Annotated in this window: 26 protein-coding genes and 1 pseudogene; 9 read left to right on the plus strand and 18 right to left on the minus strand. The window is 73.0% G+C overall.

The window, feature by feature from the left end:
- Positions 1-7 precede the first annotated feature (7 nt).
- From H297_RS0111490 to H297_RS35870, 5 genes are all read right to left on the minus strand, one after another.
- Entirely contained in the window at positions 8-1219 is a 1212-nt protein-coding gene (locus H297_RS0111490; protein WP_027737159.1) for an acetylornithine transaminase, read from the minus strand.
- Positions 1216-2178 carry an acetylglutamate kinase gene (gene argB, locus H297_RS0111495; RefSeq protein ID WP_027737160.1) on the minus strand — a complete coding sequence of 321 codons (963 nt, stop codon included), beginning with the start codon at positions 2176-2178 and terminating at the stop codon, positions 1216-1218. Before argB ends, H297_RS0111490 begins: the two co-directional genes overlap by 4 nt.
- A complete protein-coding gene (argJ, locus tag H297_RS0111500; RefSeq protein WP_027737161.1) occupies positions 2175-3347 on the minus strand; it encodes a bifunctional glutamate N-acetyltransferase/amino-acid acetyltransferase ArgJ in 1173 nt (390 codons plus the stop codon). The genes argB and argJ overlap by 4 nt, the downstream gene beginning before the upstream one ends.
- Positions 3344-4372 carry an N-acetyl-gamma-glutamyl-phosphate reductase gene (gene argC / locus H297_RS0111505; RefSeq protein ID WP_027737162.1) on the minus strand — a complete coding sequence of 343 codons (1029 nt, stop codon included), beginning with the start codon at positions 4370-4372 and terminating at the stop codon, positions 3344-3346. The genes argJ and argC overlap by 4 nt, the downstream gene beginning before the upstream one ends.
- A 156-nt stretch (positions 4373-4528) precedes the next feature.
- Complete coding sequence (locus H297_RS35870) at positions 4529-4993, minus strand: MarR family transcriptional regulator (protein ID WP_051351751.1); 465 nt, start codon at positions 4991-4993, stop codon at positions 4529-4531.
- A gap of 70 nt (positions 4994-5063) precedes the next feature.
- Here H297_RS35870 and H297_RS35875 point away from each other — a divergent pair, with 70 nt between their 5' ends.
- Positions 5064-6350: a multidrug effflux MFS transporter gene (locus H297_RS35875; RefSeq protein WP_078513921.1), complete on the plus strand. Its 1287-nt coding sequence runs from the start codon at positions 5064-5066 to the stop codon at positions 6348-6350.
- Positions 6351-6459: 109 nt separating this feature from the next.
- Complete coding sequence (locus H297_RS0111520) at positions 6460-7110, plus strand: NAD(P)H-binding protein (RefSeq protein ID WP_027737163.1); 651 nt, start codon at positions 6460-6462, stop codon at positions 7108-7110.
- A 90-nt stretch (positions 7111-7200) separates the two neighbouring features.
- On the opposite strand, the gene H297_RS44170 is transcribed toward H297_RS0111520, so the two are convergent.
- Together H297_RS44170 and H297_RS44175 are read right to left on the minus strand one after the other, a co-directional pair.
- Positions 7201-7419, minus strand: a complete 219-nt coding sequence (locus H297_RS44170; RefSeq protein ID WP_486589500.1) for a hypothetical protein — start codon at positions 7417-7419, stop codon at positions 7201-7203.
- Positions 7410-7706, minus strand: a pseudogene (locus H297_RS44175) (FAD-dependent oxidoreductase); the annotation flags it as partial. The pseudogene H297_RS44175 and the gene H297_RS44170, both read right to left, overlap by 10 nt.
- A gap of 125 nt (positions 7707-7831) precedes the next feature.
- On the opposite strand from H297_RS44175, the gene H297_RS0111530 reads away from it, so the two are divergent.
- The 3 genes from H297_RS0111530 (at position 7832) to H297_RS0111540 (ending at position 10907) form a co-directional block, all read left to right on the plus strand.
- Positions 7832-8566: a class I SAM-dependent methyltransferase gene (locus tag H297_RS0111530; RefSeq protein WP_027737165.1), complete on the plus strand. Its 735-nt coding sequence runs from the start codon at positions 7832-7834 to the stop codon at positions 8564-8566.
- Positions 8567-8701: 135 nt separating this feature from the next.
- The gene (locus H297_RS0111535) at positions 8702-9688 is read left to right on the plus strand and encodes an aldo/keto reductase (RefSeq protein WP_027737166.1); all 987 of its coding nucleotides are present in this window, start codon (positions 8702-8704) and stop codon (positions 9686-9688) included.
- Between the two features lie 124 nt (positions 9689-9812).
- Entirely contained in the window at positions 9813-10907 is a 1095-nt protein-coding gene (locus H297_RS0111540) for a DUF6461 domain-containing protein (protein ID WP_027737167.1), read from the plus strand.
- 117 nt (positions 10908-11024) lie between these two features.
- Here the strand turns inward: H297_RS0111540 and H297_RS0111545 are convergent, their stop codons facing one another.
- The gene (locus H297_RS0111545) at positions 11025-12485 is read right to left on the minus strand and encodes an aminotransferase-like domain-containing protein (RefSeq protein WP_027737168.1); all 1461 of its coding nucleotides are present in this window, start codon (positions 12483-12485) and stop codon (positions 11025-11027) included.
- On the opposite strand from H297_RS0111545, the gene H297_RS0111550 reads away from it, so the two are divergent.
- The 3 genes from H297_RS0111550 to H297_RS0111560 all read left to right on the plus strand — a co-directional run bounded on the left by H297_RS0111550 (position 12484) and on the right by H297_RS0111560 (position 14761).
- Positions 12484-13464 (plus strand): DMT family transporter, encoded by a 981-nt coding sequence (locus H297_RS0111550; RefSeq protein ID WP_037793753.1) that lies wholly within the window; start codon positions 12484-12486, stop codon positions 13462-13464. The two genes, H297_RS0111545 and H297_RS0111550, sit on opposite strands and share 2 nt — an antisense overlap.
- 36 nt (positions 13465-13500) lie before the next feature.
- Complete coding sequence (locus tag H297_RS0111555) at positions 13501-13701, plus strand: DUF1918 domain-containing protein (RefSeq protein WP_027737170.1); 201 nt, start codon at positions 13501-13503, stop codon at positions 13699-13701.
- Positions 13702-13888: 187 nt separating this feature from the next.
- Positions 13889-14761 carry a 3-hydroxybutyryl-CoA dehydrogenase gene (locus tag H297_RS0111560; RefSeq protein WP_037793909.1) on the plus strand — a complete coding sequence of 291 codons (873 nt, stop codon included), beginning with the start codon at positions 13889-13891 and terminating at the stop codon, positions 14759-14761.
- Positions 14762-14795: 34 nt separating this feature from the next.
- On the opposite strand, the gene H297_RS0111565 is transcribed toward H297_RS0111560, so the two are convergent.
- The 9 genes from H297_RS0111565 to infC all read right to left on the minus strand — a co-directional run bounded on the left by H297_RS0111565 (position 14796) and on the right by infC (position 24708).
- A complete protein-coding gene (locus H297_RS0111565) occupies positions 14796-15140 on the minus strand; it encodes a YciI family protein (RefSeq protein ID WP_027737172.1) in 345 nt (114 codons plus the stop codon).
- Positions 15141-15288: 148 nt separating this feature from the next.
- Positions 15289-17088 (minus strand): MFS transporter, encoded by a 1800-nt coding sequence (locus H297_RS35880; protein ID WP_027737173.1) that lies wholly within the window; start codon positions 17086-17088, stop codon positions 15289-15291.
- Between the two features lie 212 nt (positions 17089-17300).
- On the minus strand, positions 17301-19853 hold the full coding sequence (pheT, locus tag H297_RS0111575) for a phenylalanine--tRNA ligase subunit beta (protein ID WP_027737174.1): 2553 nt from the start codon (positions 19851-19853) through the stop codon (positions 17301-17303).
- Entirely contained in the window at positions 19853-20983 is a 1131-nt protein-coding gene (gene pheS / locus H297_RS0111580; RefSeq protein WP_027737175.1) for a phenylalanine--tRNA ligase subunit alpha, read from the minus strand. The genes pheT and pheS overlap by 1 nt, the downstream gene beginning before the upstream one ends.
- 206 nt (positions 20984-21189) lie before the next feature.
- Positions 21190-22254: an ATP-binding protein gene (locus H297_RS0111585; RefSeq protein WP_027737176.1), complete on the minus strand. Its 1065-nt coding sequence runs from the start codon at positions 22252-22254 to the stop codon at positions 21190-21192.
- A 121-nt stretch (positions 22255-22375) separates the two neighbouring features.
- Positions 22376-23179, minus strand: coding sequence for a TrmH family RNA methyltransferase (locus tag H297_RS0111590; RefSeq protein WP_027737177.1), 804 nt, complete (start codon positions 23177-23179; stop codon positions 22376-22378).
- Between the two features lie 151 nt (positions 23180-23330).
- Positions 23331-23714: a 50S ribosomal protein L20 gene (rplT, locus tag H297_RS0111595; protein WP_027737178.1), complete on the minus strand. Its 384-nt coding sequence runs from the start codon at positions 23712-23714 to the stop codon at positions 23331-23333.
- 79 nt (positions 23715-23793) lie between these two features.
- The gene (gene rpmI, locus H297_RS0111600; protein ID WP_027737179.1) at positions 23794-23988 is read right to left on the minus strand and encodes a 50S ribosomal protein L35; all 195 of its coding nucleotides are present in this window, start codon (positions 23986-23988) and stop codon (positions 23794-23796) included.
- A gap of 99 nt (positions 23989-24087) precedes the next feature.
- Positions 24088-24708 (minus strand): translation initiation factor IF-3, encoded by a 621-nt coding sequence (infC, locus tag H297_RS0111605; protein ID WP_486589498.1) that lies wholly within the window; start codon positions 24706-24708, stop codon positions 24088-24090.
- A gap of 485 nt (positions 24709-25193) precedes the next feature.
- Here infC and H297_RS0111610 point away from each other — a divergent pair, with 485 nt between their 5' ends.
- Positions 25194-25589, plus strand: coding sequence for a DUF1844 domain-containing protein (locus H297_RS0111610; RefSeq protein WP_027737181.1), 396 nt, complete (start codon positions 25194-25196; stop codon positions 25587-25589).
- Positions 25590-25598: 9 nt separating this feature from the next.
- Here H297_RS0111610 and H297_RS0111615 read toward each other — a convergent pair whose 3' ends face one another.
- Entirely contained in the window at positions 25599-26363 is a 765-nt protein-coding gene (locus H297_RS0111615) for an MIP family channel protein (RefSeq protein ID WP_027737182.1), read from the minus strand.
- Positions 26364-26480: the final 117 nt, after the last annotated feature.

The raw sequence follows: 26480 nt of genomic DNA on the forward strand, positions 1-26480 counted from the left end.
TCCCGACTCAGCGCTCCTGGCCGGGCCGGGCGTGGGCCGCGGCCACGTCGAGGACGGCGGGCAGTGCCCGCACCAGCGCGTCCGCCTCCGCCTCACCGAGGATCAGCGGCGGCGCGAGCCGGACGACGTCCGGGGCGACCGCGTTCACCAGGAAGCCCGCTTCCTGCGCGGCCTGCTGCGCATGCGGCGCGACCGGCTCGGTGAGCACGATACCCAGCAGCAGCCCCGCACCGCGGACCTGAGCGACCATCGGGTGCCCGAGCCCCGAGATGCCCTCCCGGAGCCGGGCACCGAGGCGCTTGACGTGGTCGAGCAGCCCGTCGGACTCGATCGTCTCCAGGACGGCGAGTCCGGCCGCGCAGGCGACCGGGTTGCCGCCGAAGGTGGAGCCGTGCTGACCGGGCTCCAACAGGTCGGCCGCGTCGCCGAAGGCGAGCAGGGCACCCAGCGGCAGCCCGCCGCCCAGCCCCTTGGCGAGGGTGATCAGATCGGGCTCCACGCCCTCGGCCTGGCAGGCGAACCAGTGCCCGGTGCGGCCGATGCCGGTCTGGATCTCGTCGACCACCAGCAGCGTGCCGGTCGCGGCAGTGATCTCCCGGGCCGCGGTCAGGTAGCCGGCCGGGGGCTCCAGTACGCCCCGTTCGCCCTGGATCGGTTCCAGGATGACGAAGGCGGTCTCCTCGGTGACCGCCGCCCGCAGGGCCTCCGCGTCGCCGTAGGGAACGTGGGTGACGTCGCCGGGCAGCGGACGGAAAGGGGCCTGCTTGCCCGGCTGCCCGGTCAGCGCGAGGGCGCCCATGGTGCGGCCGTGGAAGCCGCCCTCGGTCGCGACCATGTGGGTGCGGCCGGTGCGCCGTCCGACCTTGAAGGCCGCCTCGACGGCCTCCGCTCCGGAGTTGGCGAAGTAGACCCTGCCCGGCCTGCCCGCCACCTCCAGCAGCTTCTCGGCGAGCGCGACCGGCGGCTCGGCGATGAAGAGGTTGGAGACGTGGCCGAGGGTGGCGATCTGGTCGGAGACCGCCCGGACGACGGCGGGGTGGCCGGTGCCCAGCGCGTTGACGGCGATGCCGCCGACGAAGTCGGTGTACTGCGTGCCCGCCGCGTCCCACAGCCGGGTGCCTTCACCATGGGTCAGCGGGATGCGCGGGGTGCCGTAGTTGTTCATCAGTGCGCCCTGCCACCGGCCGGTGAGGGCGGAGTTGTCGTGGGCGATGGTCATGCGGGGCCCTCCGCGTCGTGGTGCCGGGTACGTGGGTCGGGGACGGCGTCGGGCACGACCATGGTGCCGATGCCCTCGTCCGTGAAGATCTCCAGCAGGATGGAGTGCGGCACCCGTCCGTCCAGCACGCGGGCGGTGTGCACGCCGCCGCGCACCGCGTGCAGGCAGCCCTCCATCTTGGGTGCCATGCCGCTGGAGAGCTCGGGCAGCATCTTCTCCAGCTCGCCGGCCGTCAGTTCGCTGATCACGTCGTCGCTGTGCGGCCAGTCCGCGTACAGCCCCTCCACGTCGGTGAGGACCATCAGCGTCTCCGCGCCGAGCGCGGCGGCGAGCGCGGCGGCGGCCGTGTCGGCGTTCACGTTGTAGATCTCGTCCCCCTCGCCGTCGGCGGCGTCCACGCTGCGGGCGATGGAGGAGATGACGGGGATCCGGCCGTCGTCCAGCAGGGCCTCGACGGCGCCGGTGTCCACGGCGCTGATGCTGCCGACCCGGCCCAGGTCGACCGCCTCGCCGTCGACCCGGGCGAGGTGTTTGGTGGCGGCCAGCGTGTGGGCGTCCTCACCGGTCATGCCGACGGCCAGCGGGCCGTGCTGGTTGAGCAGGTTGACCAGCTCGCGCTGCACCTGTCCGGCCAGCACCATCCGTACGACCTGCATCGTCTCGGGCGTGGTGACACGCAGCCCGGCGCGGAACTCGGAGGCCAGGCCGAGCCGGTCGAGCTGCTTGCTGATCTGCGGGCCGCCGCCGTGCACCACCACCGGGCGCAGGCCCGCGTGGCGCAGGAAGACGACGTCCTGGGCGAAGGCCGCCTTCAACTCGGCGTCCACCATGGCGTTGCCGCCGAACTTGATGACGACGGTCTTGCCGTGGTGCCGGGTCAGCCAGGGCAGCGCCTCGATCAGGGTCTGTGCCTTGGGCAGCGCGGTGTGTTTGCGGGTGCTGGATTCGCGGACGCTCATGAGGAGTAGGCGCTGTTCTCGTGGACGTAGTCGGCGGTCAGGTCGTTGGTCCAGATGACGGCGGACGCGCTTCCGGCGTGCAGGTCGGCGGTGACCTGGACCTCCCGGAAACGCATGTCGACCTTGTCGCGGTCCTCGCCGACGGCCCCGGCACGGCAGACCTGGACGCCGTTGATGGCCACGTCCAGCGCGTCGGGGTCGAAGGCGGCATCCGTGGTGCCGATGGCGGCCAGTACCCGGCCCCAGTTGGGGTCCTCGCCGTGCACGGCGCACTTGAAGAGATTGTTGCGGGCGATGGTGCGGCCGACGGTGACGGCCTCGTCCTCGCTCGCGGCGCCCACGACCTCGATGCGGATGTCCTTGGTGGCGCCCTCCGCGTCGTGCACGAGCTGCTGGCCCAGGTCGTCGCAGACCGCGCGCACCGCCTCGGCGAACTCGGACTGCTCGGGACGGACCCCGCTCGCCCCGGACGAGAGCAGCAGCACCGTGTCGTTGGTGGACATGGCGCCGTCGGAGTCGATGCGGTCGAAGGTGGTGCGGGTCGCGTCGCGCAGCGCGGTGTCCAGTTCCCCGGCGGCCAGGTCGGCGTCGGTGGTCAGCACCACGAGCATCGTGGCCAGCCCCGGTGCGAGCATGCCCGCGCCCTTGGCCATGCCGCCGACGGTCCAGCCGGCGGGGCTGGAGGTCCGGGCCGTCTTGTGCACGGTGTCGGTGGTCTTGATGGCGAGGGCCGCCTTCTCGCCGCCGTGTTCGGACAGCGCCGAGGTCGCCGTACCGACACCCGGCAGCAGCTTGTCCATGGGCAGCCGCAGCCCGATCAGCCCGGTGGAGGCGACGGCGATCTCGCCCGCGCCGTGCTCGGTCCCGGTGGCCGCCGTCAGTTCCTCGGCCACCTTCTCCGCGGTGGCGTGGGCGTCCTGGAAGCCGGGTGCGCCCGTACAGGCGTTGGCACCGCCGGAGTTGAGCACGACGGCGGACAGCCTGCCGTCCTTGAGCACCTGCTCGGACCACAGGACCGGTGCCGCCTTGACGCGGTTGGCGGTGAAGACCCCGGCCGCCGCACGGCTGGGCCCGGTGTTGACGACGAGCGCGAGATCGAGGCCCCCGCTCTCCTTGATCCCGGCGGCGACCCCCGCCGCCGTGAAGCCCTTGGGCGCTGTCACGCTCATGGTGCGACTCCGATCGTGGTAAGTCCCAGCGCCTCGTCCAGGCCGAGGGCGAGGTTCATGCTCTGCACGGCACCACCGGCGGTGCCCTTGGTGAGGTTGTCGACGGCGGCGAGAACCAGGAGGCGGCCCGCGTCCTGGTCGTACGCCACCTGGAGGTGCACCGCGTTGGAGCCGGTCACCGAGGCGGTGGCGGGCCACTGCCCCTCGGGCAGCAGGGTGACGAACGGCTCGTCCTGGTAGGCCTTCTCGTAGACGGCACGCAGCTGTTCGGCGCTCGTGCCGGGCGCGGCCTTGGCGCTGCACGTGGCGAGGATGCCGCGCGCCATGGGGGCGAGGGTCGGGGTGAAGGAGACGCTGACGCGCTGTCCGGCGGCGGCCGAGAGGTTCTGGATCATCTCGGGCGTGTGCCGGTGGACACCGCCGACGCCGTACGGGCTCATCGAGCCCAGCACCTCGCTGCCCAGCAGGTGCGGCTTGAGGGCCTTGCCCGCCCCGGAGGTGCCCGTCGCCGCGACGACCACGGCCTCCGGCTCGGCGAGCCCGGCCGCGTAGGCGGGGACGAGCGCGAGGGAGACGGCCGTGGGGAAGCACCCGGGCACGGCGATCCGGCCGGCGCCGCGCAGCGCCTCGCGGGCGCCGGGCAGCTCGGGGAGCCCGTACGGCCAGGTGCCGGCGTGGGGGGTGCCGTAGAAGTGCTCCCAGTCGGCCGCGTCGGACAGCCGGAAGTCGGCGCCGCAGTCGATGACCAGCACGCCGTCTCCGAGCTGCTCGGCGACGGCCGCGGACTGCCCGTGCGGCAGGGCGAGGAAGACCACGTCGTGACCGCGCAGCACCTCGGCGCCGGTCTCCTCCAGCACGCGGTCCGCGAACGGGACCAGGTGCGGCTGGAGCGCCCCGAACCGCTGGCCGGCGTTGCTGTTGCCGGTCAGCGCCCCGACTTCCACCTCCGGGTGCCCGGCCAGCAGGCGCAGCAGCTCACCCCCCGCGTATCCGCTCGCTCCCGCCACCGCCGTACGCACTGTCATGGGACCTCCTCCTCGAAGGCATGACTATACGCAGTGCAGCAGTTTTATGCAACGAATTGTGTGATCAACCGCCCCCACGGAACCCGGGCACCTGGGCGCCCCTCGGCGTTCTCGCAGCAGCCCGCGCCCGGGGCTCGCACCGCTCCGGGGCCGGCGTCACGCCCGGGCGCGCACGGTTCCAGGCTCTGCCAGCGTGGCGTCGATCGAGGTGAGGACGCGGAGCGCGGCGCGCAGGTCCGCCTCCGGCAGGCCGGCCGGTCCGAGCAGTTCATGCCACCTGCGGCGTACCGAGGCGATCGAGTGCTCGGCTTCGGGCGTGACGTGCAGCCGGGCCGCCCTCGCGTCCGAGGGGTCGGCCATGCGCGTGACCTGCCCTTTGGCCACGAGTCCGCGGAGGGCGGTACTCGTATTGCTCGGGCGCAGCGCCAACTCCGCGGCCAGGTCGGAGGGCGAGGCGCCCGGGTGCCGGTGCACGTGCAGCAGGACGAGGCACTCCAGCGGCGTCAGTGGGACCACGTCGGAGTGGTGGAGCGGGTCGGCGCGCAGCTTCCGGGCGACGCGCAGTACGGCGTCGGCCAGCTCGACCAGTTCGTCCGGGCCACCGCCCTTGCTCTCCGCCATCTCGCCTCCTTCCCTTCCTTGACGACTATGGTTACATAATTATGTTTTCAAAAGTATCGAGGTGCAGCGCATGAGCGAGAAGCAACCCGCGCACGAGCCCGTTGCAGCGAAGCCGCAGGCAGGGCGACCGGTCGAGGGCGCGACGCTGTTGACGCTGGCCGTGCTGGCGGCGGTGGCCCCGTTCGGAATCGACCTGTACCTGCCGGCCTTCCCGGCCATGACGGACGAGCTGTCGACCACCGCGACAGGGGTGCAACTGTCGCTGACGGCATTCCTGGTCGGCGCGGGCCTCGGCCAAGTGGTCTTCGGGCCGTGGTCGGACCGGGCAGGCCGGATGAGGCCGCTCCTGGCGGGCCTCGCGCTGTTCCTCGCCGCCGGGGTCGCCACTGTCCTGGCCGGCAGCATCGAGGTGCTCGTGGCCGCACGGCTGCTGCAGGGGCTGGGCGGAGCGGCGGGCATGGTGCTCGGCCGGGCGATCATCCTGGACCGCGAGAGCGGCAGGGCGGCGGCGAGGGCGCTGAGCATGATGATGCTCATCGGCGGTGTCGCCCCCGTCGTCGCACCGCTCGCGGGCGGCGTGCTGGCCGACGCGATCGGCTGGCGCGGCCTGCTGGGCATCGTCGTCGCCCTCGGGCTGGTGGCGCTGGCGGCGACCCTGCTGTTCGTCCGGGAATCCCTGCCGAGCGCGGTGCGGGCGGCCCGCCCACCGGCGGAGGCGCACGGGGCGTGGAAAGCTCTGCTCTCGCGCGGGTATCTCGGTCACGTCACCGCGTTCGGGTTCGCCATGGCGGTCATGATGGCCTACATATCCGCCTCCCCGTTCGTCTACCAGGAGATCATCGGCCTGAGTTCCGGGGCGTACGGGCTCGCGTTCGCCGTCAACGCACTGGGCATGATGGCGGCCACCGCGACCTCGGCCAGGCTCACTCGCCGGGTGCCTGTCCGCGTGCTGACCGCAGTCGGACTCCTGATCAGTCTCGCGGCGGTCGTGGTGCTCTTGCTGCTGTCCCTTCTCGACGCCCCCTCGGGGTGGCTGATGGCGCCGCTGTTCTTCGCGATCGCCCCGATGGGCCTGGTGTTCGGCAACGCGACCGCCCTCGCTCTGTCCGCCGTGCCGCGCGGGGTGACCGGAGCGGCCTCCGCCTTCCTCGGACTGCTCCAGTTCACGCTCGCGGGCATCGTCGCCGGTCTGGTGGGCGTCGCCGGAGAGGACACCAGCCTGCCCCTCGCCCTCACCATGCTCGGCGCCGTCCTCGTTGCCGTACTCGGCCTCGTTCTGGCCGGCGGCGCCAGTGGCCGGGGCACCGAACGGACCGAGGAACACATCGGGGCACAGGCGAAGAGCGCGGCCACCTGACCGACGGCGGGACGAGGCCCGTCCGGCCGACGCCCTCCCGGGCGGGCGCCCTTCCCCCGATCCGGCCCCGACCTCGACCTCGACAGCCACCAGTGAGGAGATCCTGACCATGACACGCATCCACATCCTGGGCGGCACCGGATACGCCGGAGCCCATATCGCCCGCACGGCTGCGGAGCGCGGCCATGACGTGGTGTCCTTCAGCCGGAACATGCCGGAAGAGGCGACTGCCGGCGTCGCCTACCGGACAGGCGATGTCCTCGATGAGGCGTTCCTTGCCTCGGCCTTCGACGGGGCCGACGTGGTGGTCTCGGCCCTGTCCCCCCGCGGCGAGCTGGGAGGCGACGGCAACCTGCGCGCCCTCCTGCGCGAGGCCGCCGGTCTCGCGGCCGAGCGAGGGGTCCGGTTCGGAGTCGTCGGCGGCGCGGGCTCGCTGTTCACCGAGCCAGGCGGACCCCGCTACGTGGACACCCCGGAGTTCCTGGAAATCGCCAGGCCGGAATCGCTCGAACTGGCCGGCGCCCTGGACGACCTCGACGCAGCCGAGGAGCGGCTCGACTGGTTCCTTGTCAGCCCCGCCGCGGAATTCGGCGCACACGCCCCCGGCGAGGCCACCGGACACTACCGCGTCGGCGGCGACGTGCTCCTGTACGACGACCACGGCGTCTCCGCGATCTCCGGCGCCGACCTGGCCCTCTCCGTCGTCGACGAGATCGAGAGGCCCGCACACCACCGTCGGCGCTTCACCGTCGCCTACTGAAACGGCGCCGATCCCCCCCGCCACCGGCGTCCCGGCGCCGTGGGCGGCGGAGTGGGCGCGGACGGGTGACGGGTTCGCCGCGCCCGGCGGTCAGCAGGACCGGACTTCGTCGACGAGGGCGAGGGCTTCGGCGGGATCCGGGCTCACCCGAGGCTCCAGACCCGCGCACGTGGACTCCGCCCACCTGCGGGCCCGGGTCCACATCCGGTCCTCGAAGGCGCGGACCGCCTCGTCCAGTTCGCCGGGCCCCGGGGCGGCGACGGACTCGGCAGCTTCGGCGCCTTCCAGCATCGGGAGGTGCGCCCCCACCCCAGGGGAGGCATCAGCTGGGCGTCCGGGCGGGGTCGCCAGTCGCGCAGGACGGTTCCGTCCGCGTCCCGGATGCGCATCGCCTGCCCCTCCGGGCGGAACAGTGCCGAGAACTCCGCCGACAGTCCCGTCTTGTCCAGCGTGCGCCGGCCCGGCCCTTCGTGCGGATCGAGCGTGTCGCCCGGGGGCAGGCATCCGGGGCGGGATCGCGTTCGAGGACGGTCGCGGGGGGCGTGGCGGTGCAGGCCCCGGGCGGAGGTGAGGCCGACCGGTCCGCCTCCGACCACGGCGGTGCGGTGGTCCCAGGACGGCGCCCCTCCGGCGCCGGGTACCGCTGAAGGAGCCGTCCGCCAGGAACCGCGGCGGGGAAATCCTGGTGCGGCCCACCGGACCTCCCGCGATACTCGGCCCCATGCTCGACTTCTCCGACTTCGACACCCGCGGCTACCGCACCGTGGACGTCGCCACGGGATACGGCCGATGGGTGGGCACCTACGAGGACACCGTCGAGGACGTCATGGACCTCGCGCTGCTGGCGGAGCTCACCGTGCCCGACTGGCGGCGGGTACGCCGCGCCGCCGACCTGGGGTGCGGGACGGGGCGGACCGGCGCCTGGCTGCGCCGGCACGGTGTGCGCGGCGCGCTCCACGGCGTGGACCTGACGCCGCAGATGCTGCGGGTGGCCCGCGACAAGGGCGTGCACGACCGGCTCAGCGAGGGCGACGTGCGCGCCACGGGACTGGAAACCGGCGGCTACGACCTGGTGATCTCCTCACTCATCGACGAACACCTGCCGGACCTCGGCCCCTACTACACGGAAACCTGGCGACTCGCGGCTCCCGGCGCGCACTGCGTCGTCGTCGCCTTCCACCCGCACTTCATCATGGCCTCGGGAATGCCCACCCACTTCACCGACTCCTCCGGCGAACACATCGCCATCGACACCCACATCCACCTGCTGAGCGACCACGTCACCGCGGGCCTGGCGGCCGGGTGGCGGCTGGTGGAGATGCGCGAGGGGGTCGTCGACGAGCGGTGGCTGGAGCGCAAGCCCAAGTGGGAGAAGTACCGCAACCATCCGGTCTCGGCCGCGCTGGTCTGGGAGAAGGAACCGGCCATCACCGGCGCGGACCCCGCCGCTTTCTGACACGGCCGCCGCTGCCGAGGCTTGCGTTGGAGCACACTCCAACGTCTAGGTTCACCGCAGATCCACTTCGCACGTACGGCCTCCCGGCTTCTTCCCCGAAGCACCGGCGGGCCGCGTACCCATGGAGGTATCCGCATGACCGCCCTTCCCACCCGCCGGCTCGGTGAGCTGACCGTCTCCGGGCAGGGGCTCGGCTGCATGGGCATGAGCCACGGCTACGGCTCCTCCGACGACGACACCTCTGTCGCCACCGTCCACCGCGCCCTCGACCTCGGCGTGACCCTCCTGGACACCTCCGACTTCTACGGCGCGGGCCACAACGAGGAGCTGCTCGGCCGTGCCCTGGCAGGGCGCCGTGACGAGGCGGTGCTGGCCACCAAGTTCGGCTTCGCCAACGAGCTCGGCGAGCCCGCCCGCATCCGGGGGGACGCCGCCTACGTGCGCCAGGCGTGCGAGGCCTCGCTGCGCCGGCTGGGCACCGACCACATCGACCTGTACTACCAGCACCGGGTCGACCCGCAGGTCCCGATCGAGGAGACCGTCGGCGCGATGGCCGAGCTGGTGGCCGAGGGCAAGGTGCGGTACCTCGGGCTCTCCGAGGCCGGCGCGGACACCCTCCGCCGCGCCCAGGCCGTGCATCCCATCAGCGCGTTGCAGAGCGAGTGGTCGCTGTGGAGCCGGGACATCGAGGAGGAGATCGCACCCGTCTGCCGCGAGCTGGGCATCGGCCTGGTGCCGTTCTCCCCGCTGGGGCGCGGCTTCCTCACGGGCCGCTACGCGTCCGTCGATGCCATGGAGGAGTCCGACAGCCGACGGAACATGCCCCGGTTCTCCGGCGGCAACTTCGACCGGAACCTGGCCATCGTCCAGCAGTTGACGGAGCTCGCCGAGCGGCGCGGGGTGACCGCAGGACAGCTTGCGCTCGCATGGGTGCAGCACCGTGGCGACGACGTGGTGCCGATCCCCGGTACCCGCCGCCAGAAGTACCTGCAGGAGAACGTCGCGGCGCTCACCCTCGCCCTCACCGAGGACGAGCTGGCCGCCATCGAGGCGGCCGCCCCCCGCGACCAGGTCGCGGGCGCCCGCTACGACGAGGGTGCGCTGTCCCTCGTCGACGGCTGACCCGGCAGCCCGCCCGCACCACCGCGAGGCTGCGGCCGGACCGCGCGGCCAGGGAGGGCCGCGGAGCCCGCGCGGTTGGTTTCCGCAGATCCCTGACGCGCCCTCGGCGGGCCATACTTGAGACATGGCCGAGGACGCGGGCACCACGAAGACCGCCTACGCCGCGCTGGCGGACGAACTGGCGCTGGAGGAGGCCGCCTGCGTCACCGCCGTGCGCGGAGCCGACGTGCAGGAAGTGATCCGGCTCTTCGGCGGCGATCCGGAGCAGGCCCGCAGCGCGGTTCTGGGCGAGGCCCTCGCCGAGGCCGTGGACCTGGCCGACGGGGGCGGCGGGCCCGACGAGGGAGGGACCGGACCGCACATCGCTGTGGCCCAGGCGGGACCGGCCGTGGTGGTCGTCGAGTACGGCGGCTTCCAGGGCTCCCGTGAGGAGGTGCTGCGCCCCCTCTCCCTGCTCGGTGGCCGCGCCGCGAGCGCGTACTGGAACGACGAAGCACTCTCCCAACTCTCCCTGGCCGAGGACGGGCTGGTGCTGTCGGCCTTCGAGATGCTCTTCCCCGACGTGCGTCAGGGAGCCGCGCCCGAGGCGTGGGACGCGTACCTGGACGGGCTCGCGTTCGGCGCGGAGGAGGACTGGCCGAGCGCCGGGCTGGCGGCGCTGGCACGGGCGACGGGAGCCCGGCTGGACGCGGCGTGGGCGGCCGGACCGCACAGGTACGTGCGGATCACGGAGCCGCCGTCCGCCGTACTGCACCAGGGGTGGGAAGGCTCCCCGCTGCTGGCCGAGGAGCCCTTCCGCGGCTTCCTCGCCGACCTCGGTCCGCACGCGGTGCCCGCGATGGAGCGGTACGCGGTGGAACTGGCGGCCCGGCACCACGGCGTGGCCGACGACGCGCTGTGCACCCTCGCGCTCGCCGTACTGGACGGCTGCGGCCCGCCGGAGGGCCGCGCGCGGCTCGGGCCCGACCTGGCGGGCCGGGCGGCGGAAGCGAGCGCGGAAGAACACCGGGGAGCGGGCGGCAGGAGTGCGGAGGGGCGGGCAGCGGTGTGGCGGGTCCTGGGTGACCTGCTGGCCCGCGACGCGGGTGCGCCCGCCGCCGGTCCGCCCGCCATGTTCCACCTCTCCCGAGCCATGGCGGGGCCCCACGAGAGCCCCGAGGCCGTCCGCTTCCAGCTGCTGGACGCGCTGTACGGCGCGGCACAGCGCACCCGCCCCTGAGTGCGGCACCCGCTCTGTCGGCCGGGAGCGCTGCACGCCGTCAGCAGCCGGGAGCGCGCCGTTCTCCGCCCCTCCGGAGCCCGGAGCCCGCACCCGGCCGGACACCGCCGCACACCGTCAGCTCCCCGGCAGCGCCTCCGCGCAGGCCGCGCCCAACCGCCGGACCCCCTCGATGAGATCACTCTCGGCCGCCGCCGGCGCGAACGTCACCCGCAGGTGCGGGGACGAGGACTCGGCGGCGAAGTAGGGGCGGCCCGGCGCGACCGCGACACCGGCCCGCAGCGCAGCGGCGGCCAGCGTGTTCTCGTCCGCACCGGCCGGGAGCCGCAGCCACAGGTGGTAGCCGCCGCGCGGGACGTGGTCGAGGCGGAGCGCGGGGGCCTCCCGGGCCAGGGCCGCCAGCATGATCTCCCGGCGCGCCCGCAACTCGGTGGCCACGGTGCGCAGATGGCGAGGCCAGGCCGGGGCACCGACGAGCTCCAGCGCCGCCTCCTGGAGGGGCCGCGGCACGAAGAAGCTGTCGACGACCTGGAGGGCGCGCAGCCGTTCCAGTACGGGGCCGCGCGCGGCGAGCGCGCCCACCCGCAGGCTGGGCGAGGTCGCCTTGGTCAGGGAGCGGATGTGGACGACGACACCGTCCGCGTCCTCGGCGCACAGCGTGGGCGGGAGCGGGTCGGCGTCGTCGTGCGCGAGGTGCCGGGCGAAGTCGTCCTCGACGACGAAGGCGCCCGCCGCGCGCGCCGCTCGCAGCACCTCGCCGCGCCGCCGCGCGGTGAGGAGGGCACCGGTCGGGTTCTGGAACAGCGGCTGGCAGACCAGCACGCGGGCTCCGCTGGCCCGGAAGGCCGCCGCGAGCAGGTCGGGGCGGACACCCTCGGGGTCCACCGGGACGGGAACCGGGCGCAGCCCCGAGGCGCGGGCCGCGGAGAGCATGCCGGGGTAGGTGGGGGACTCCACCAGCACGGCGGCGCCCGGCGGTGCCAGGGCGCGCAGGGCCGTGGTGATCGCGGACTGGCCGCCGGCGGTGATCAGGATGTCGCCGGCCGCCACCCGGCCGGTCGGCCCGCCGATCTCCCGGGCGAACCAGCCGCGCAACTCCTCCAGGCCCTCCACCGGCGGCCGGCCCCAGGCGCCCGGTCGCCGTCCCGCGCGGGCGAGCGCCGCGGCCAGCGCCTTCTCCGGCTGGAGCCCGGAGGGCAGGTATCCCCCGTTGAGCTCCAGCACGCCGGGCGGCGGCCTGTCGAGCGTCGCGGTCACTCCGCTCGCCTCCACGCTGCGGGGCACGTGGTCGGCCGAGGGGTCGGCGCTGAGGGCGACCTCCTGCCAGGAGGTGTCGCCCTGTCGACGCAGGGCGGCCTCGGCCCGCCGGGTCTCCGCGCGGAAGGCCCCGGCCCCGGGGCGGGTGACGACCAGGCCCTCGGCAGCCAGGACCGACAGCGCCCGCGAGACGGTCACCGGGCTGGCCCGGAACCGTTCCACGAGCGCCCGACTGGACGGCAGCTTCTCCCCAGGTGAGTAGCGGTCCAGCTCGCTTCGCAGTTCGTCGGCCATCCCGGCCACACTGCTACGCTCTGACATGACAGTACAGGATAGCGCTATCGACGAACCGCGGATAGCGGAGCCGGTCGCGGACACGGCCCCGGCCCAGCGGCCGGACCCGCACCCGGCCGGCGGTCCGGGCCCCTCCGGCGGGCGGGCGGCGGCCCGGACCGGGGTGGGGCTGGCCGCCCTCGGCGTCGGCTTCTTCTCGCTGACCTTCCCCGCCACCGACTGGGCGCTGCGGGGCTTCGGCCCCTGGACGGCGACCACACTGCGGATGCTGCTCGCCGGGGTGATCGCCGCGACCGTGCTCGCCGTGCGGCGGGTGCCGCCGCCGGCCCGCCGCCACTGGACGGGGCTCGCCCTGGCCGCCTCCGGGGTGGTGATCGGCTTCCCCCTGCTGACGACGCTGGCCCTGCAGACCTCCACCACCTCGCACGCCGCCGTCGTGGTCGGACTGCTTCCGCTGACCACCGCCGTCTACTCCTCGCTGCGCACCGGTGCCCGCCCCTCCCCCGCCTTCTGGGGCGCCGCGCTGGCGGGTGCGGCGGTGGTGGTCGCCTTCGCGCTCTACCAGAGCGGGGGCGCACCCGGTGTCGGCGACCTCTTCCTCTGCGGGGCGCTGCTGCTGTGCGCTGCCGGATACGCGGAGGGCGGCAGGCTCGCACGGGAGCTGCCGGCGCCGGCGGTGATCGGCTGGGCGCTGGTGGGCTGCCTGCCGCTCGCCGTCGCGGGCAGCGCTCTCGCGCTGGCGTACGAGCCGGTGCATCCGACCGTCCACGCGGTGACGGGGCTGGCCTGGAGCGCGCTGGGCTCCCAGTTCCTCGGGCTGCTGTTCTGGTACCGGGCGATGGGGCTGGCCGGGGTCACCCGGACCAGCCAGGTGCAGTTGGCGCAGCCGCTGCTTACGCTGGTATGGGCGGTGCTCCTGCTCGGCGAGCACCTGTCGCCCGCCGCGCCCGCGGCGGCGCTCGCCGTTCTGGTGTGCATCGTGGTCGTGCAGCGCACCCGCGCATGACCCCCGTGAACAGCACGAGACAGGAGGGCAAGTGACATGCGAGCACACACAGGCGACCAACTGCTGATGCACGGACGCGTCGTGGGACAGCACGATCGCACGGCGCAGATCCTCGAAGTGCTGGGGCTCCGGGGCGAACCCCCGTACCGCGTGCGCTACGACGACGGCCACGAGGCGGTGGTCTCCCCCGGTCCCGACTCGGTGGTCCGCGAACCGGAGCCGCGCGGCCGGCGCTGAGGAACCGGGCCGCACGGCCCGTCCGCACCGTCGGTCACCCACAGTCCACACACAGGTGACCTTTCGCACCCGGTCTCCCTCCGGTGTGCCCCCACAGGTAACGTCGGGCGGCGAAGCGGCGCCGCCCGACGCCCTCATACGCCGGGGCGGTCCGCTGCGGACCGTGAAGATCAGCGAAAGGCACGAGGTGACGGAGTCTGTAGCCGGCGTCGAACGCGTCGGAGTGGTGGGCTGTGGCCAGATGGGCGCGGGTATCGCAGAGGTGTGCGCGCGGTCCGGGCTCGACGTGCTGGTCGCGGAGACGACCGGCGAGGCCCTGGAGATCGGCCGTACCCGGCTGGTCAACTCGCTCGGCAAGGCCGCGGACCGCGGCAAGCTCAGCCGCCAGGAGTGCGACGAGGCCCTGGAGCGGCTGACCTTCACCACCGATCTGGGCGACTTCGCCGACCGTGACCTGGTCGTCGAGGCCGTCATCGAGAACGAGCAGGTCAAGACCGAGATCTTCCAGGTCCTCGACCAGGTGGTGACCAGCCCCGAGGCGATCCTGGCGTCCAACACCTCCTCGATCCCGCTGGTGAAGCTCGCCGTCGCCACCTCGCGCCCCGACCAGGTCATCGGGATCCACTTCTTCAACCCGGCCCCGATACAGCGCCTGGTGGAGCTCATTCCGGCGCTGACGACCGGTGAGGAGACCATCAAGCGGGCCGAGGCGGTGGTCGGCAGGACGCTGGGCAAGCACACGATCCGCGCGCAGGACCGCTCCGGCTTCGTCGTCAACGCGCTGCTGATCCCGTATCTGCTCTCCGCGGTCCGGATGTTCGAATCCGGCATCGCCAGCCGGGAGGACATCGACAGCGGCATGGAGCTGGGCTGCGCCCACCCCATGGGGCCGCTCAAGCTCGCCGACCTCATCGGCCTCGACACCGTCGCCTCGGTGGCCGATTCGATGTATGCCGAGTTCAAGGAGGCCCTTTACGCCGCTCCCCCGCTGCTCCAGCGGATGGTCGACGCGGGTCGTCTGGGCCGCAAGGCCGGCGCGGGCTTCTACGCCTACTCCTGAGACCCGCGCGGGCGAGGGCGCTTGCCGGCCGGGCTCAGCCCTCGCTCCGCGGAACCTGTTCGAGCGGCCAGACCTCGACGACGCCGTAGGCCACGGCACAGGGCGTGCGCGAGACGAGTGCCACGGCTTCCGCGAGGTCGGCAGCCTCGAACACCGAGAAGCCGGCCACCGGAAGCGCCGAGCTCAGGAAGGGACCGCTGCGCGTCTCCACCCCGGCCGCGCCGTGGTTGCGCACCTGCGTCGGCGTCCCCGCGATCCCGGTGACGGTCCCTTTCTCACGCAGCCGGGCGTCCTGCTCGTGCGCCGCCGCCCGGACGTCCGGTTCCGTACGGTCGTACCCCTCGCGATCGCCGTACCCGATCGTCACGAATGCCGGCATGCTGCCCACTCCCTCACGGTGCAGATAGTCGCTCGGAGGTACGGACCGGCCGGGGCGGCGGGGCTCATCGCCCGACGGCGCCGGGCAGGGTGACGGCGCCGCCCCCGCACCCCGCACCCGCCGGTCCGGCGCGTACACGCGGCCCGCGTCATACCGCGGGGGTGTCCGCCGTCGGTTCGTCGCCCGGATCCGGATCGTCCCCCGGGTCCCGGTCGTTGCCGTCCCGCTTCGTGGAGCCCGCGCGCGGCTGCGCCGGGTCCGCCCAGTTGCCGTCCGGCGCCCCGTCCGCGCCCGGCCCCCCGGCACCCGGCGCGGGACCGGCCCCGTGCTCGGCGCCGGCCACCGGCTCCACCCACGGCTCCGGCCCGACGACCGGCTCCGCACCGGGCAGCGGCTCCGAGCCTGCCAGCGGCTCCGGTCCGGCCACCGCATCCGGCCCGATCACCGCACCGGGACCGACCGCCGGACCCCGCTCGGGCACCGGCTCCACCCCGGGCCGCTCCTCCGGTTTGCGGAACTTCTTCACCGTCCGCCTGCGGGCCGCGCCCACGGACGTGCGGACGACGGAGAGCGGCTTGGCGACCGACTCCAGGGGCTTGCGTTCGGCGTCCACACCGAGGAACGTCTCGGCCAGCCCGCCGACGACCATGATGACGGCGCCGACGAGGAAGCCGATGAAGAGCCGGCCCCGGTCGCTGCCGTCCCCGATCAGCCAGCCGTAGAAGTAGGGGCCGGAGGCGCCCGCGGCCTGCCCGATGGCGAAGAAGAGCGCGATGGCCTTGCCGCGCACCTCCAGCGGAAAGATCTCACCGGCCGTCAGGTACCCCGAGGACGCGCCCGCCGAGGCGAAGAAGAAGATCACGCACCAGGCCGCGGTCTGGGTGGTGGCCGTCAGCACGTCCGCGGCGAACAGCGAAGCCGTGACGCCCAGCGCGCACCCGGAGAAGAGGTAGGTGCCGGCGATCAGCCAACGGCGGCCGACGATGTCGAAGAGCGGGCCCAGCACGATGGGCCCCACCAGGTTCCCCGCGGCGAACGCGAGCAGGTACATCGGCGCGGCCTCCGCGGAGACGCCGTAGAACGTGGTGAGCACCAGCGTGTAGGTGAAGAAGATCGCGTTGTACAGGAACGACTGGGTGATCATCAGCGTCGAGGCCAGCACGGCCCGCTTGGGGTACTGCCGGAAGAGGACCCGCAGCAGCGTGACGTAGGTGCTGTGGGCCGACTCGCTGATCTCGATGGCGTCCTTCTCGTCGACCGGCGGCAGCTTCTTGCCGTGCCGGCGCACCGCAGCCTCGATCCGGGAGATGGCGGCCTCCGCCTCCGCCTCGCGGCCGTTCATGATCAGCCAGCGTGGACTCTCCGGCAGATGGCGGCGGACGAACAGCACGGAGAAGCCCAGCACGGGGCCGAGGAGGAAGCCGATCCGCCAGGCCACGGTGTCGTCGAAGTAGGCCAGGATCACCAGCTCGGCGAGGGTTCCGACGATGGCGCCCGCCCAGTAGGTGCCGTTGACCAGCAGGTCGACCCGGCCCCGGAAGCGGGCGGGCATCATCTCCTGGATGGCGGAGTTGATGGCGGCGTACTCGCCGCCGATCCCGGTGCCCGCCACGAAGCGGGTCAGATACAGGAATCCGTCCCAGGCGGGGCCCTGTCCGTAGGTGAGGGCGGTCATGCCGCTGCCGAACAGATACACGCCGAAGGTGAGCAGGAAGAGCTTCCGGCGCCCGAACTTGTCGGCCATCCGACCGAAGAACAGTGCACCGGTCACCTGTCCGACCAAATAGACGGTCGCGATGAGGCCCGCCTCGCTGGAGGAGAGCCCGAGGGTGTCCTCCCGCGTGAGGATCGAGGTGACCGAGCTGGCGACCGTGATCTCCAGGCCGTCGAGGATCCACGCACAGCCCAGCGCCGCGATCATCTTCGTGTGGAAGCCGGACCAGGGCATCCGGTCGATACGAGCAGGGATCAGGCTGCGGATCGGAGCATCCGCCGGACGGGATGATGAGTTCGCTGCTGCCACGTCGTCACCCGTATCCAGCCCCGCCCCTCCGGGCGGAGCTCGGAGGGTCTTCTCACCCGAAAAGATGAGCAGAAAAAATGAGGGGCACCCGCCGGTGGCGGGTGCCCCTGCTGCTCTCCCGGCGGGAGGAGTTGTGCTCAGGCGCCGCGCAGGACGGCTCCGGTGCGCTCGACGGCCACCGCAACCGCCGCGTCCCGCGCCGCCGAGGCCTCCTCGGCCTTCAGCGTGCGGTCACCGGCGCGGAAGCGCAGCGCGTAGGCCAGCGACTTACGGCCCTCGCCGAGCTGCTCGCCGGTGAAGACGTCGAACAGCCGCAGCGACTCCAGCAGCTCACCGGCGCCCGCACGCAGCGCGCGCTCGACCTCGGCGGCCGGAACCTCGGAGTCCACCACCAGCGCCACGTCCTGGGTGGCCATCGGGAACGCGGAGACGTGCGGGGCACGCAGCGCACCCGCACCGGCCCGCTCCACCAGGTCCAGGTCGAGCTCCATCGCACAGGTGCGCGACGGCAGGCCCAGTGCCTTCAGCGCGCGCGGGTGCAGCTCACCGGCGTGCCCGGCCAGGGCCAGGTCGCCGTCCACCGTCACGTACAGCGCGGCGCAGCGGCCCGGGTGCCAGGGCGTGTACCGACTGTTCTCCAGGATCAGCTCGGCGCCCGCCTCGGCGGCCACGGTGCGGGCCGCCTCGACGGCGTCCGCCCAGTCGGCCGGGCGGCCCTTGCCCCACCAGCCGGCCTGCTCCCGGGCACCCGCCAGCACGACCGCCACGTGCCGCGGCTGCTCGGGGAGGGCGCCGTCCAGCGCGGCGAGCTCCTCTGCGGAGGGCTTCCGGGTGACCGCCGGGCGTCCGGGCGCCTTCTCGGTGCCGGTGGGCAGGAAGACCAGGCCGGTCTCGAACAGCGCCAGATCGTGGCTGCCGCGGCCGTCGTTGCGGCGCAGCGCGGCCAGCAGCCCGGGCAGCAGCGTGGTGCGCAGCCCCGGCTCCTCGTCGGAGAGCGGGTTGACGAGCTGGACGGTACGCCGGCGCGCGTCCCCCGGCTCCAGGCCGAGTTGGTCGAAGACGGCCTCGCCCACGAACGGGTACGACAGCGCCTCGACGTATCCGGCGCCCGCCAGGGCGCGGCCGACACGGCGGTGCAGCCGCTGCCGTTCGGTCAGCCCGTGCCCCGGCAGCGGCCGGGGCAGGGTGGCGGGCAGGTTCTCGTAGCCCTCCAGCCGGATGACCTCTTCGGCAAGGTCGTTCGGGTCGGTCAGGTCGGGCCGCCACGACGGCACGGTGACCGTGAGCTCCTCCGGCCCCTCGGTGGGGCGCTCGCCGCCCTCCAGGGCGCTGGGGCCGATGTCGCCGTAGACGTCGCAGCCGACCTGCTGGAGGCGGCGCACCACGGTCTCCCGTCCGTAGGTGACGCCCGCGACCTTGTCCGGGTGGTCGACGGCCACCCGGATGGTGTGCGGCCCCGACGGGGTGCGCACCTCGGTGACGCCCGCTTCCGCGGTGCCGCCGGCCAGCAGCACCAGCAGGTCGACGGTGCGCTGCGCGGCGGCGGCCGCAGCCTCCGGGTCGACGCCCCGCTCGAAGCGGCGCGAGGCCTCCGAGGAGAGCTTGTGGCGGCGCGCGGTGCGGGCCACGGAGACCTGGTCGAAGTGGGCGGCCTCCACCACGACGTCCGTGGTGCGCTGCGCCTCGCCCTGGCCGTCGGCGATCTCGGTGTGGGCGCCGCCCATGACACCGGCGAGCCCGATGGGCCCGCGGTCGTCGGTGATGACCAGGTCCTCGGCGTCCAGGACACGCGCCACGCCGTCGAGCGTGGTGAGCTTCTCCCCGCTCTCGGCCCGGCGCACCCCGATGGCGCCTTCGATGCGGTTGCGGTCGTAGGCGTGCAGCGGCTGGCCCAGCTCCAGCATCACGTAGTTGGTGATGTCCACCGGCAGCGAGACCGGACGCATCCCGGCCTTCTGCAGTCGGCGCCTGAGCCAGAGCGGCGAGGCGGCGTCCGGACGCAGCCCGGTGACGGTGCGGGCGGTGAAGCGGTCGCAGCCCAGCGGGTCGGCGACCTGGACCGGGTAGCCGTCCGCGGTGGGGGCCGGCACGTCCAGCAGCGCCGGGTCCCGCAGCGGCACGCCGTAGGCGGTGGCCGTCTCGCGGGCGAGGCCGCGCATCGACAGACAGTAGCCGCGGTCCGGGGTGACCGCGATGTCCAGTACGTCGTCCTGGAGCTCCAGCAGCTCGATCGCGTCGGTGCCCACCTCGGTCTCGGGCGGCAGCACCATGATCCCGGCGTGGTCCTCGCCTATGCCCAGCTCGCGCTCGGAGCAGATCATGCCCTCCGAGACGTGGCCGTAGGTCTTGCGGGCGCTGATCTCGAACCCGCCGGGCAGCACGGCACCGGGCAGCACGACGACGACCTTGTCGCCGACGGCGAAGTTGGTGGCGCCGCAGATGATGTTCTGCGGATCCCCGGGGCCCCGGCCGACGTCCAGTTGGCAGTAGCGGATCGGCTTCTTGAAGTCCTTGAGCTCCTCGACGGCCAGTACCTGGCCGACGACCAGCGGGCCGGTGAGCCCGGCGGCGGTCTGCTCGACGGTCTCGACCTCGAGCCCGGCAGCGATCAGCCTGGCCGCGACGTCCCGCCCGGTCTCGGAGGCCGGCAGCTCGACGTACTCCCGGAGCCACGACAGCGGCGCCCGCATCAGATCTCCATCCCGAACGGCCGGGTGAAGCGCACGTCACCCTCGACCATGTCTCGCATGTCCTCGACGTTGTGGCGGAACATCAGCATCCGCTCGATGCCGAACCCGAAGGCGAACCCGCTGTAGCGCTCCGGGTCGACGCCGCAGGCGGTCAGCACCCGCGGGTTGACCATGCCGCAGCCGCCCAGCTCGATCCAGCCCTCGCTGGAGCAGGTGCGGCACGGGTTGCCGGGGTCGCCCACGGACGCACCCCGGCACACGAAGCACACCATGTCCATCTCGGCGGACGGCTCGGTGAAGGGGAAGTAGGAGGGGCGCAGCCGGGTGCCCAGGCCCTCGCCGAACAGGGCCGTGACCAGGTGGTCGAGGGTGCCCTTGAGGTCGGCCATGGTCAGCCCCTCGTCGACGGCCAGCAGCTCGACCTGGCCGAAGACGGGGGTGTGCGTGGCGTCCAGCTCGTCGGTGCGGTAGACGCGGCCCGGGCAGATCACGTAGACGGGCAGTTCACGGTCCATCAGGGAGCGGATCTGCACCGGCGAGGTGTGGGTGCGCAGCACGACACCCGAGTCCCCGTCGGCCGCGGTGCTTCCCGGGCCGCGGACGAAGAAGGTGTCCTGCATGGTGCGGGCCGGGTGGTCGGGGCCGATGTTGAGGGCGTCGAAGTTGAACCACTCGGCCTCCACCTCGGGCCCCTCGGCGACCTCGTAGCCCATGGCCACGAAGACGTCCTCGATGCGCTCGGAGAGGGTGGTCAGCGGGTGCCGGGCACCGGCCGGGCGGCGGTCGTAGGGCAGTGTGACGTCCACGGCCTCCTCGACCAGCACCCGCTCGTCCCGCTCGCGCTCCAGCTCCTCCCCACGCGCCTTGAGGGCCTTGCTGACCGCGCCGCGCGCCTGCCCGACGCGCTTGCCCGCCTCCGCCTTGGCGTGCGGCGGCAGGGCGCCGATCTCGCGGTTGGCCAGTGCCAGCGGGGAGCGGTCGCCCGCGTGGGCCACCTTCACCTCGCGCAGCGCCTCCAGATCACCGGCGGCGGCGACGGCGGCGAGCGCCTCGTCCCTCACGCGGTCGATCTCTTCCGGTTTCAGTGCCTCGACCTCGACAGGGTCGTACGACTTGTTGGGTGCCGACATCTCTTCCCGTGTTTTCCGATTTCGGTGGCTGCGCTCCCGCACTGCGGCTGCCCGGCGCCTGCGTTGCCGGGGCCCGAGTCTACGGGGGTGTGCCTGGTGGCGGTGACGCGGAGGCCGCAGCGCGGGGCCTCCGCCGAGGTGCGGGGGTCCGCCCGTGGGCGCCGGACGGCTCCGGGCCGGTGGGACCAGGACCGGTACCGGTCCGGTCAGGCCAGGAAGGCCGGGGTGCCCACGGGCAGGATAAATCGGAAGCGGGCACCGCCGGCGGGTGCCCGGTCGACGGTGATCACTCCACCGTGCGCCTCGACGATCCCCTTGACGATGTAGAGGCCCAGGCCCGTCCCGCCGCGCCTGCTGCCGCGCCAGAAGCGGGTGAACACGCGGCTCATGGACTCCTCCGGGATGCCGGGACCTTCGTCGCTGACCGTGACGGCGGTGGCCTTGCCGCTGTCCGACCCCGGCTCGCGGGGTGACGGTGCGGGGTGCACGTCGATGGTGACAGTGCCCTCGCCGTGCCGCACCGCGTTTTCCAGCAGGTTGCCGAGCACCTGGTCGATCTTGTCGGGGTCGGCCCACAGGTCGGGCAGGTCGGTGGCGATGTCCGTCACGAAGCGGGAGGCGGGGCGGCCGGCCGCGACGTGGGCGTCCACGTGCCGGCGCACCACCCTCGCCATGTCGAGCCGCTGACGGCGCACCTCCAGGCGCCCGGAGTCGATCCGGGAGATGTCCAGCAGTTCGGCGATCAGCCGGGTGACGCGGCCCGCGTCCGCGTCGACGGTCTGCAGCATCAGCCGCTTCTGGTCGTCGGTGAACCTCTCCCACTTGGTCAGCAGGGTCGCGGTGAACCCCTTGACGGAGGTGAGGGGGGAGCGCAGCTCGTGGGCGACGGTGGCGATCAGTTCCGCGTGGCTGCGCTCGGTGCGCCGCCGTGCCTCGGTGCCGCGCAGGGTGACCACGACCCGCTCGACCGGGCCCCGCGGCCGTGCGCGGACGTACCGCGCGGAGACCAGCACCTCGTGGCCGCCGGGCAGCAGCAGGTTCCGCTCGGGGTGACCGTTGGTGATGGCCGGGCCGCGGTAGGGATCGGCGAGCTGCCACCAGCGGCGCCCGTCCAGGTCCTCCAGCGGCAGCGCGGCGGGCAGCGGGCTGCCGAGCGCCTCGCCGGGCCTGCGTCCGGTCAGGCGGGCCGCCGCCGCGTTGAAGCAGACGACGTGGCCGCCGCTGTCGGCGATCACGAGCCCGTCGGGCAGGTCGTCGGGGTTCACATCCATCCCGTACCGCCCCTCCAAAAGCGCCTCGGTCCCCGCACCCGGGGCCGACACCCTACTAGCTCGGGGTTACCGCGGGGCACCCTCTTTGTGCACACGGTCACCGTGCTCCGCGTGCGCCCCGTCATCGGCTGCGCTGGGCGCGCGCCGAGGCGTAGAGACAGACGGCGGCGGCCGTGGCGAGGTTGAGGCTCTCCGCCCGGCCGTGCAGGGGCACCCGCACCACGGCGTCCGCGAGGGCGCGGGTCTCCTCCGGCAGCCCCCAGGCCTCGTTGCCGAACACCCATGCGGTGGGCGCCGCCATGGTTCCCGCGTCCAGTTCCTCGTCCAGGTCGCGCTCCCCCGCGCCGTCGGCGGCCAGCAGCCTCACCCCGGCGCCGGCCAGCCCCTGCGCCGCCTCCGCGACGCCCACGCCGACGGCGACGGGCAGGTGGAAGAGCGAGCCGGCCGAGGCGCGGACGGCCTTGGGGTTGTAGACGTCCACGGACGCGTCGGTCAGCACCACGGCGTCGGCACCCGCCGCGTCGGCGCAGCGCAGCACCGTGCCGGCGTTGCCCGGGTCTCGGACGTGCGCGAGGACGGCCACCAGGCGGGGGCGGGCCGCCACGATCTCCTCGAAGGGGCGGTCGAGGAACCGGCACTGGGCGACGATGCCCTGCGGGGTGACCGTGTCGGCCATCTCGGCCACCACCTCGTCGGAGGCGGTCAGGACGGGGACGCCCGCCGCGCGGGCGGCGTCCAGGATGTCCGCGTGCCGTCCGGCCGCGTCCGGTGTGACGTACACCTCGACCAGGTGGTCCCGCGCCTCGCGCACCGCCTGCGGCCCCTCCGCGAGGAACCGCCGCTCCTTGGTACGGAAACTCCGCTTGCCGAGCTTGCGCGCGGCGGTGACACGGGGCGAGCGCAGGGACGTCAACTCGGGCGGCATGGAAGGGGGTTCGCTCACTCTCGCAGAAAAACATCTCGCCGCCATGGGGGCACCCCCGTGCAGCGCACGGGGGAGGAAACCACGACGGCGAGAGTGCAGGACCTCCGGCCCGTGGCCGGAGGAGACACGGCTGAAAGCCTCAGTCGGACGTTCAGGCGGCCTTGGGCGCGTTCACGTCGCTGGGCAGCGCCTTCTGGGCGACCTCGACCAGCGCGGTGAAGGCGGCGGCGTCGTTGACCGCGAGCTCGGCCAGCATCTTGCGGTCGACCTCGACGGAGGCGGCCTTCAGACCCTGGATGAAGCGGTTGTAGGTGATGCCGTTGGCGCGGGCAGCGGCGTTGATCCGCTGGATCCACAGCTGACGGAAGTCGCCCTTGCGCTTCTTGCGGTCGTTGTAGTTGTAGACGTAGGAGTGGGTGACCTGCTCCTTCGCCTTGCGGTACAGGCGGGAACGCTGGCCGCGGTAGCCGCTGGCCTGCTCCAGGATCGCCCGGCGCTTCTTCTGAGCGTTGACTGCCCGCTTGACGCGTGCCACGTGATTACTCCTTGTTGGCGGGGCCGGCAGGTCGCCTCACTGCCTGGGCCCGGATCGATGGGTCCCGGTCGCGCGGGTGTTACTTGCCGAGGAGCTTCTTGAGCTTCTTGGCGTCGGCCGGGGCCGCTTCGGTCGTGCCGGCGAGGCGGCGCGTCAGCGTGGACGGCTTGTGCTCGAGGTAGTGGCGGCGACCGGCGCGCTGGCGCATCACCTTGCCGGAACCGGTGAGCTTGACGCGCTTTCGGGTGCCGCTGTGGGTCTTGTTCTTCGGCATGTCGCCGTTTCTCCTCGTCAGTGACGCTTCCGTTTGCCACGCGGGCAGGCGGAAGCGTCAGTTGTTCGTATCGGTTCCGGGACGGCGCCCCGGGAGGGCTCACGCCTCGGCGGTCTCCTCGGCGGGCACCTCAGCGGGAAGAGCACCTTGCTGGCGCTCCGCCTTGCGGGCGGCCTGGGCCTCCCGGGCTTCCGCCATGGCCTCGGTCTTCTTCTTGTGCGGGCCGAGAACCATGATCATGTTGCGGCCGTCCTGCTTCGGGTTGGACTCCACGAAGCCCAGGTCGGACACATCGTCCGCGAGCCGCTGGAGCAGCCGGAAGCCCAGCTCGGGGCGGGACTGCTCACGGCCGCGGAACATGATCGTGATCTTGACCTTGTCACCCTGCTTGAGGAACCGGACGACGTGACCCTTCTTGGTGTCGTAGTCGTGCGGATCGATCTTCGGCCGGAGCTTCATCTCCTTGATGACCGTGTGCGCCTGGTTCTTGCGCGCTTCACGGGCCTTCATGGCCGACTCGTACTTGAACTTGCCGTAGTCCATGAGCTTGCACACCGGCGGGCGGGCATTCGCCGCCACCTCGACCAGATCGAGGTCGTATTCCTGTGCGAGCTCAAGGGCCTTGGCAAGCGGCACGATGCCGACCTGCTCGCCGCTGGGACCGACGAGTCGCACCTCGGGGACGCGAATCCGGTCGTTGATGCGGGGCTCGGCGCTGATGGGGCCTCCTCGGGTACACCGCGCGACCGTCTGGCGGACGACCGCGCACGAGTCTGTAGTGAGTGGTGACCACCGCCGCAGAATGCACAAAGCGCCCCGGACGGGTCACAGGCGGGGCTCCTCACAGACCGGGAGCACCGCCGCGGATCTCCGCGGGGCGCAGCCTGACCTTTGACCCGCGGCCCGCAGGGCCACCAGGTGGGAGATCGGAGCCTCCACTTGCGGGCTGGAGGCCGCGTACGTGCGCGCAGTCTTCAGCCGGTCGTTGTCCCAGCATACCAGCAGGCCGCGCGGAGTGCCGCCCGCAGTCCTGCGGGACCCGCAGCGCGGTACCCGGCCGCCCGCTCGGGCGCACCGCCGGTTCGGAGCCGGTCCGGGGCACGCCCACTCGGGCGGGCACGGGCCGTCCCGCCGTCGAACGGGCCACTCGACGGCGGGACGGCCCGTTCGACCGTACGGGACGGGCGGGGCTTAGGCTGAGCCGTATGAGCGACGCCGCAGCCGCCGGGCAGCCTTCGGAGCCCTCGGTGCCCCTTGGCCAGACGAACCCCGACTTCGACAGCTTGACCCGCGACATCGCGGACGTCCCCGCCGTCGAGGTCATCACCACCGTGGCGGTGCACCTGATGAGCTCAGCCGCCGTCAACCTGGGGCTGGCCGAGGAAGGCGAGCAGCACAAGGACCTGGACGAGGCACGGAAGCTGATCCAGGCCCTGGCCGGGCTGGTCACGGCGAGCGCCACCGAGATCGGCTCGTACCACGCGGCGCCGCTGCGCGACGGACTCAAGTCGCTCCAGCTGGCCTTCCGGGAGGCCTCGACCGTGCCCGACGAGCCCGGCCAGGGCCCCGGCGAGAAGTACACGGGGCCGGTGCACGGCTGAACCACCGGGTCAGCTCACCCGCATCTCACGGCGAGGCCGCCGGTTGGGCTGCGGGTGCGTGATCATGTGTACGTACGCCGCCACAGCGCCGCCCACCAGGGGCGCGACGATGAACAGCCACAGCTGGGTCAGCGCCGCCCCGCCCGCGAAGATCGCCGGGCCCAGGCTCCGGGCGGGGTTCACGGAGGTGCCGGTCAGCGGGATGCCGACCAGGTGGACGGTGGCCAGCGCGATGCCGATGGGCAGCCCGTCGAAGCCGACGACCGCCACCTTGTGGGTGACCGCCAGCACCGTGTAGACGAACAGGAACGTCAGCACCAGCTCCGCGACGAAGGCGCCACCGGTGTTGATGTGCACCGCCGAGCGGTCACCGAAGCCGTTGCTGCCGAACGTCTCGCTGGTCACCAGACCGGGGACCTGCTTGGCGACGAGCAGCAGCAGTGCGGCCCCCGCGATCCCGCCGACCAACTGGGCGACCCAGTACTTGATCGCCAGCTCCAGGTCGAGGCGTCCGGCCAGGAACATTCCCAGCGTCACCGCCGGGTTCACGTGGGAGCCGGAGATCGGGCCGATGGCGTAGGCGAGCGCCAGCATCACGAAGCCGAACGTCAACGCGATGCCCAGCGAGCCGACGTACTCCGCGGACAGCACAGCCGCGCCGACACCGAAGAAGACCAGGAACAGGGTGCCCAGGAACTCCGCGACGACGGGCTGCGGCTTGTCTTCCAGGTCCCTGAGCTGTTCGGGGTTGGCCTGGAGCGACTTGACCTGCATGTCGACCTCCCGTGGGGGTCGTAGGAGGCAGCCGGAAGGGTGCGTCCCGGCACTTCCTGTCGAGTGTCCGACGGGCCGGTCCCCCTCGCACCTCGGGGACTGCGCGGAGGGCAGCAG

Source organism: Streptomyces sp. CNT360 (assembly GCF_000424785.1).

Excerpts from the sequence above, each read along its gene's own strand:
- H297_RS0111490 (WP_027737159.1), bottom strand. The coding sequence starts at position 1,219 with ATGACCATCGCCCACGACAACTCCGCCCTCACCGGCCGGTGGCAGGGC.
- argB (WP_027737160.1), bottom strand. The coding sequence starts at position 2,178 with ATGAGCGTCCGCGAATCCAGCACCCGCAAACACACCGCGCTGCCCAAG.
- argJ (WP_027737161.1), bottom strand. The coding sequence starts at position 3,347 with ATGAGCGTGACAGCGCCCAAGGGCTTCACGGCGGCGGGGGTCGCCGCC.
- argC (WP_027737162.1), bottom strand. The coding sequence starts at position 4,372 with ATGACAGTGCGTACGGCGGTGGCGGGAGCGAGCGGATACGCGGGGGGT.
- H297_RS35870 (WP_051351751.1), bottom strand. The coding sequence starts at position 4,993 with ATGGCGGAGAGCAAGGGCGGTGGCCCGGACGAACTGGTCGAGCTGGCC.
- H297_RS35875 (WP_078513921.1), top strand. The coding sequence starts at position 5,064 with ATGAGCGAGAAGCAACCCGCGCACGAGCCCGTTGCAGCGAAGCCGCAG.
- H297_RS0111520 (WP_027737163.1), top strand. The coding sequence starts at position 6,460 with ATGACACGCATCCACATCCTGGGCGGCACCGGATACGCCGGAGCCCAT.
- H297_RS0111530 (WP_027737165.1), top strand. The coding sequence starts at position 7,832 with ATGCTCGACTTCTCCGACTTCGACACCCGCGGCTACCGCACCGTGGAC.
- H297_RS0111535 (WP_027737166.1), top strand. The coding sequence starts at position 8,702 with ATGACCGCCCTTCCCACCCGCCGGCTCGGTGAGCTGACCGTCTCCGGG.
- H297_RS0111540 (WP_027737167.1), top strand. The coding sequence starts at position 9,813 with ATGGCCGAGGACGCGGGCACCACGAAGACCGCCTACGCCGCGCTGGCG.
- H297_RS0111550 (WP_037793753.1), top strand. The coding sequence starts at position 12,484 with ATGACAGTACAGGATAGCGCTATCGACGAACCGCGGATAGCGGAGCCG.
- H297_RS0111545 (WP_027737168.1), bottom strand. The coding sequence starts at position 12,485 with ATGTCAGAGCGTAGCAGTGTGGCCGGGATGGCCGACGAACTGCGAAGC.
- H297_RS0111555 (WP_027737170.1), top strand. The coding sequence starts at position 13,501 with ATGCGAGCACACACAGGCGACCAACTGCTGATGCACGGACGCGTCGTG.
- H297_RS0111565 (WP_027737172.1), bottom strand. The coding sequence starts at position 15,140 with ATGCCGGCATTCGTGACGATCGGGTACGGCGATCGCGAGGGGTACGAC.
- H297_RS35880 (WP_027737173.1), bottom strand. The coding sequence starts at position 17,088 with ATGCCCTGGTCCGGCTTCCACACGAAGATGATCGCGGCGCTGGGCTGT.
- pheT (WP_027737174.1), bottom strand. The coding sequence starts at position 19,853 with ATGCGGGCGCCGCTGTCGTGGCTCCGGGAGTACGTCGAGCTGCCGGCC.
- pheS (WP_027737175.1), bottom strand. The coding sequence starts at position 20,983 with ATGTCGGCACCCAACAAGTCGTACGACCCTGTCGAGGTCGAGGCACTG.
- H297_RS0111585 (WP_027737176.1), bottom strand. The coding sequence starts at position 22,254 with ATGGATGTGAACCCCGACGACCTGCCCGACGGGCTCGTGATCGCCGAC.
- H297_RS0111590 (WP_027737177.1), bottom strand. The coding sequence starts at position 23,179 with ATGCCGCCCGAGTTGACGTCCCTGCGCTCGCCCCGTGTCACCGCCGCG.
- rpmI (WP_027737179.1), bottom strand. The coding sequence starts at position 23,988 with ATGCCGAAGAACAAGACCCACAGCGGCACCCGAAAGCGCGTCAAGCTC.
- H297_RS0111610 (WP_027737181.1), top strand. The coding sequence starts at position 25,194 with ATGAGCGACGCCGCAGCCGCCGGGCAGCCTTCGGAGCCCTCGGTGCCC.
- H297_RS0111615 (WP_027737182.1), bottom strand. The coding sequence starts at position 26,363 with ATGCAGGTCAAGTCGCTCCAGGCCAACCCCGAACAGCTCAGGGACCTG.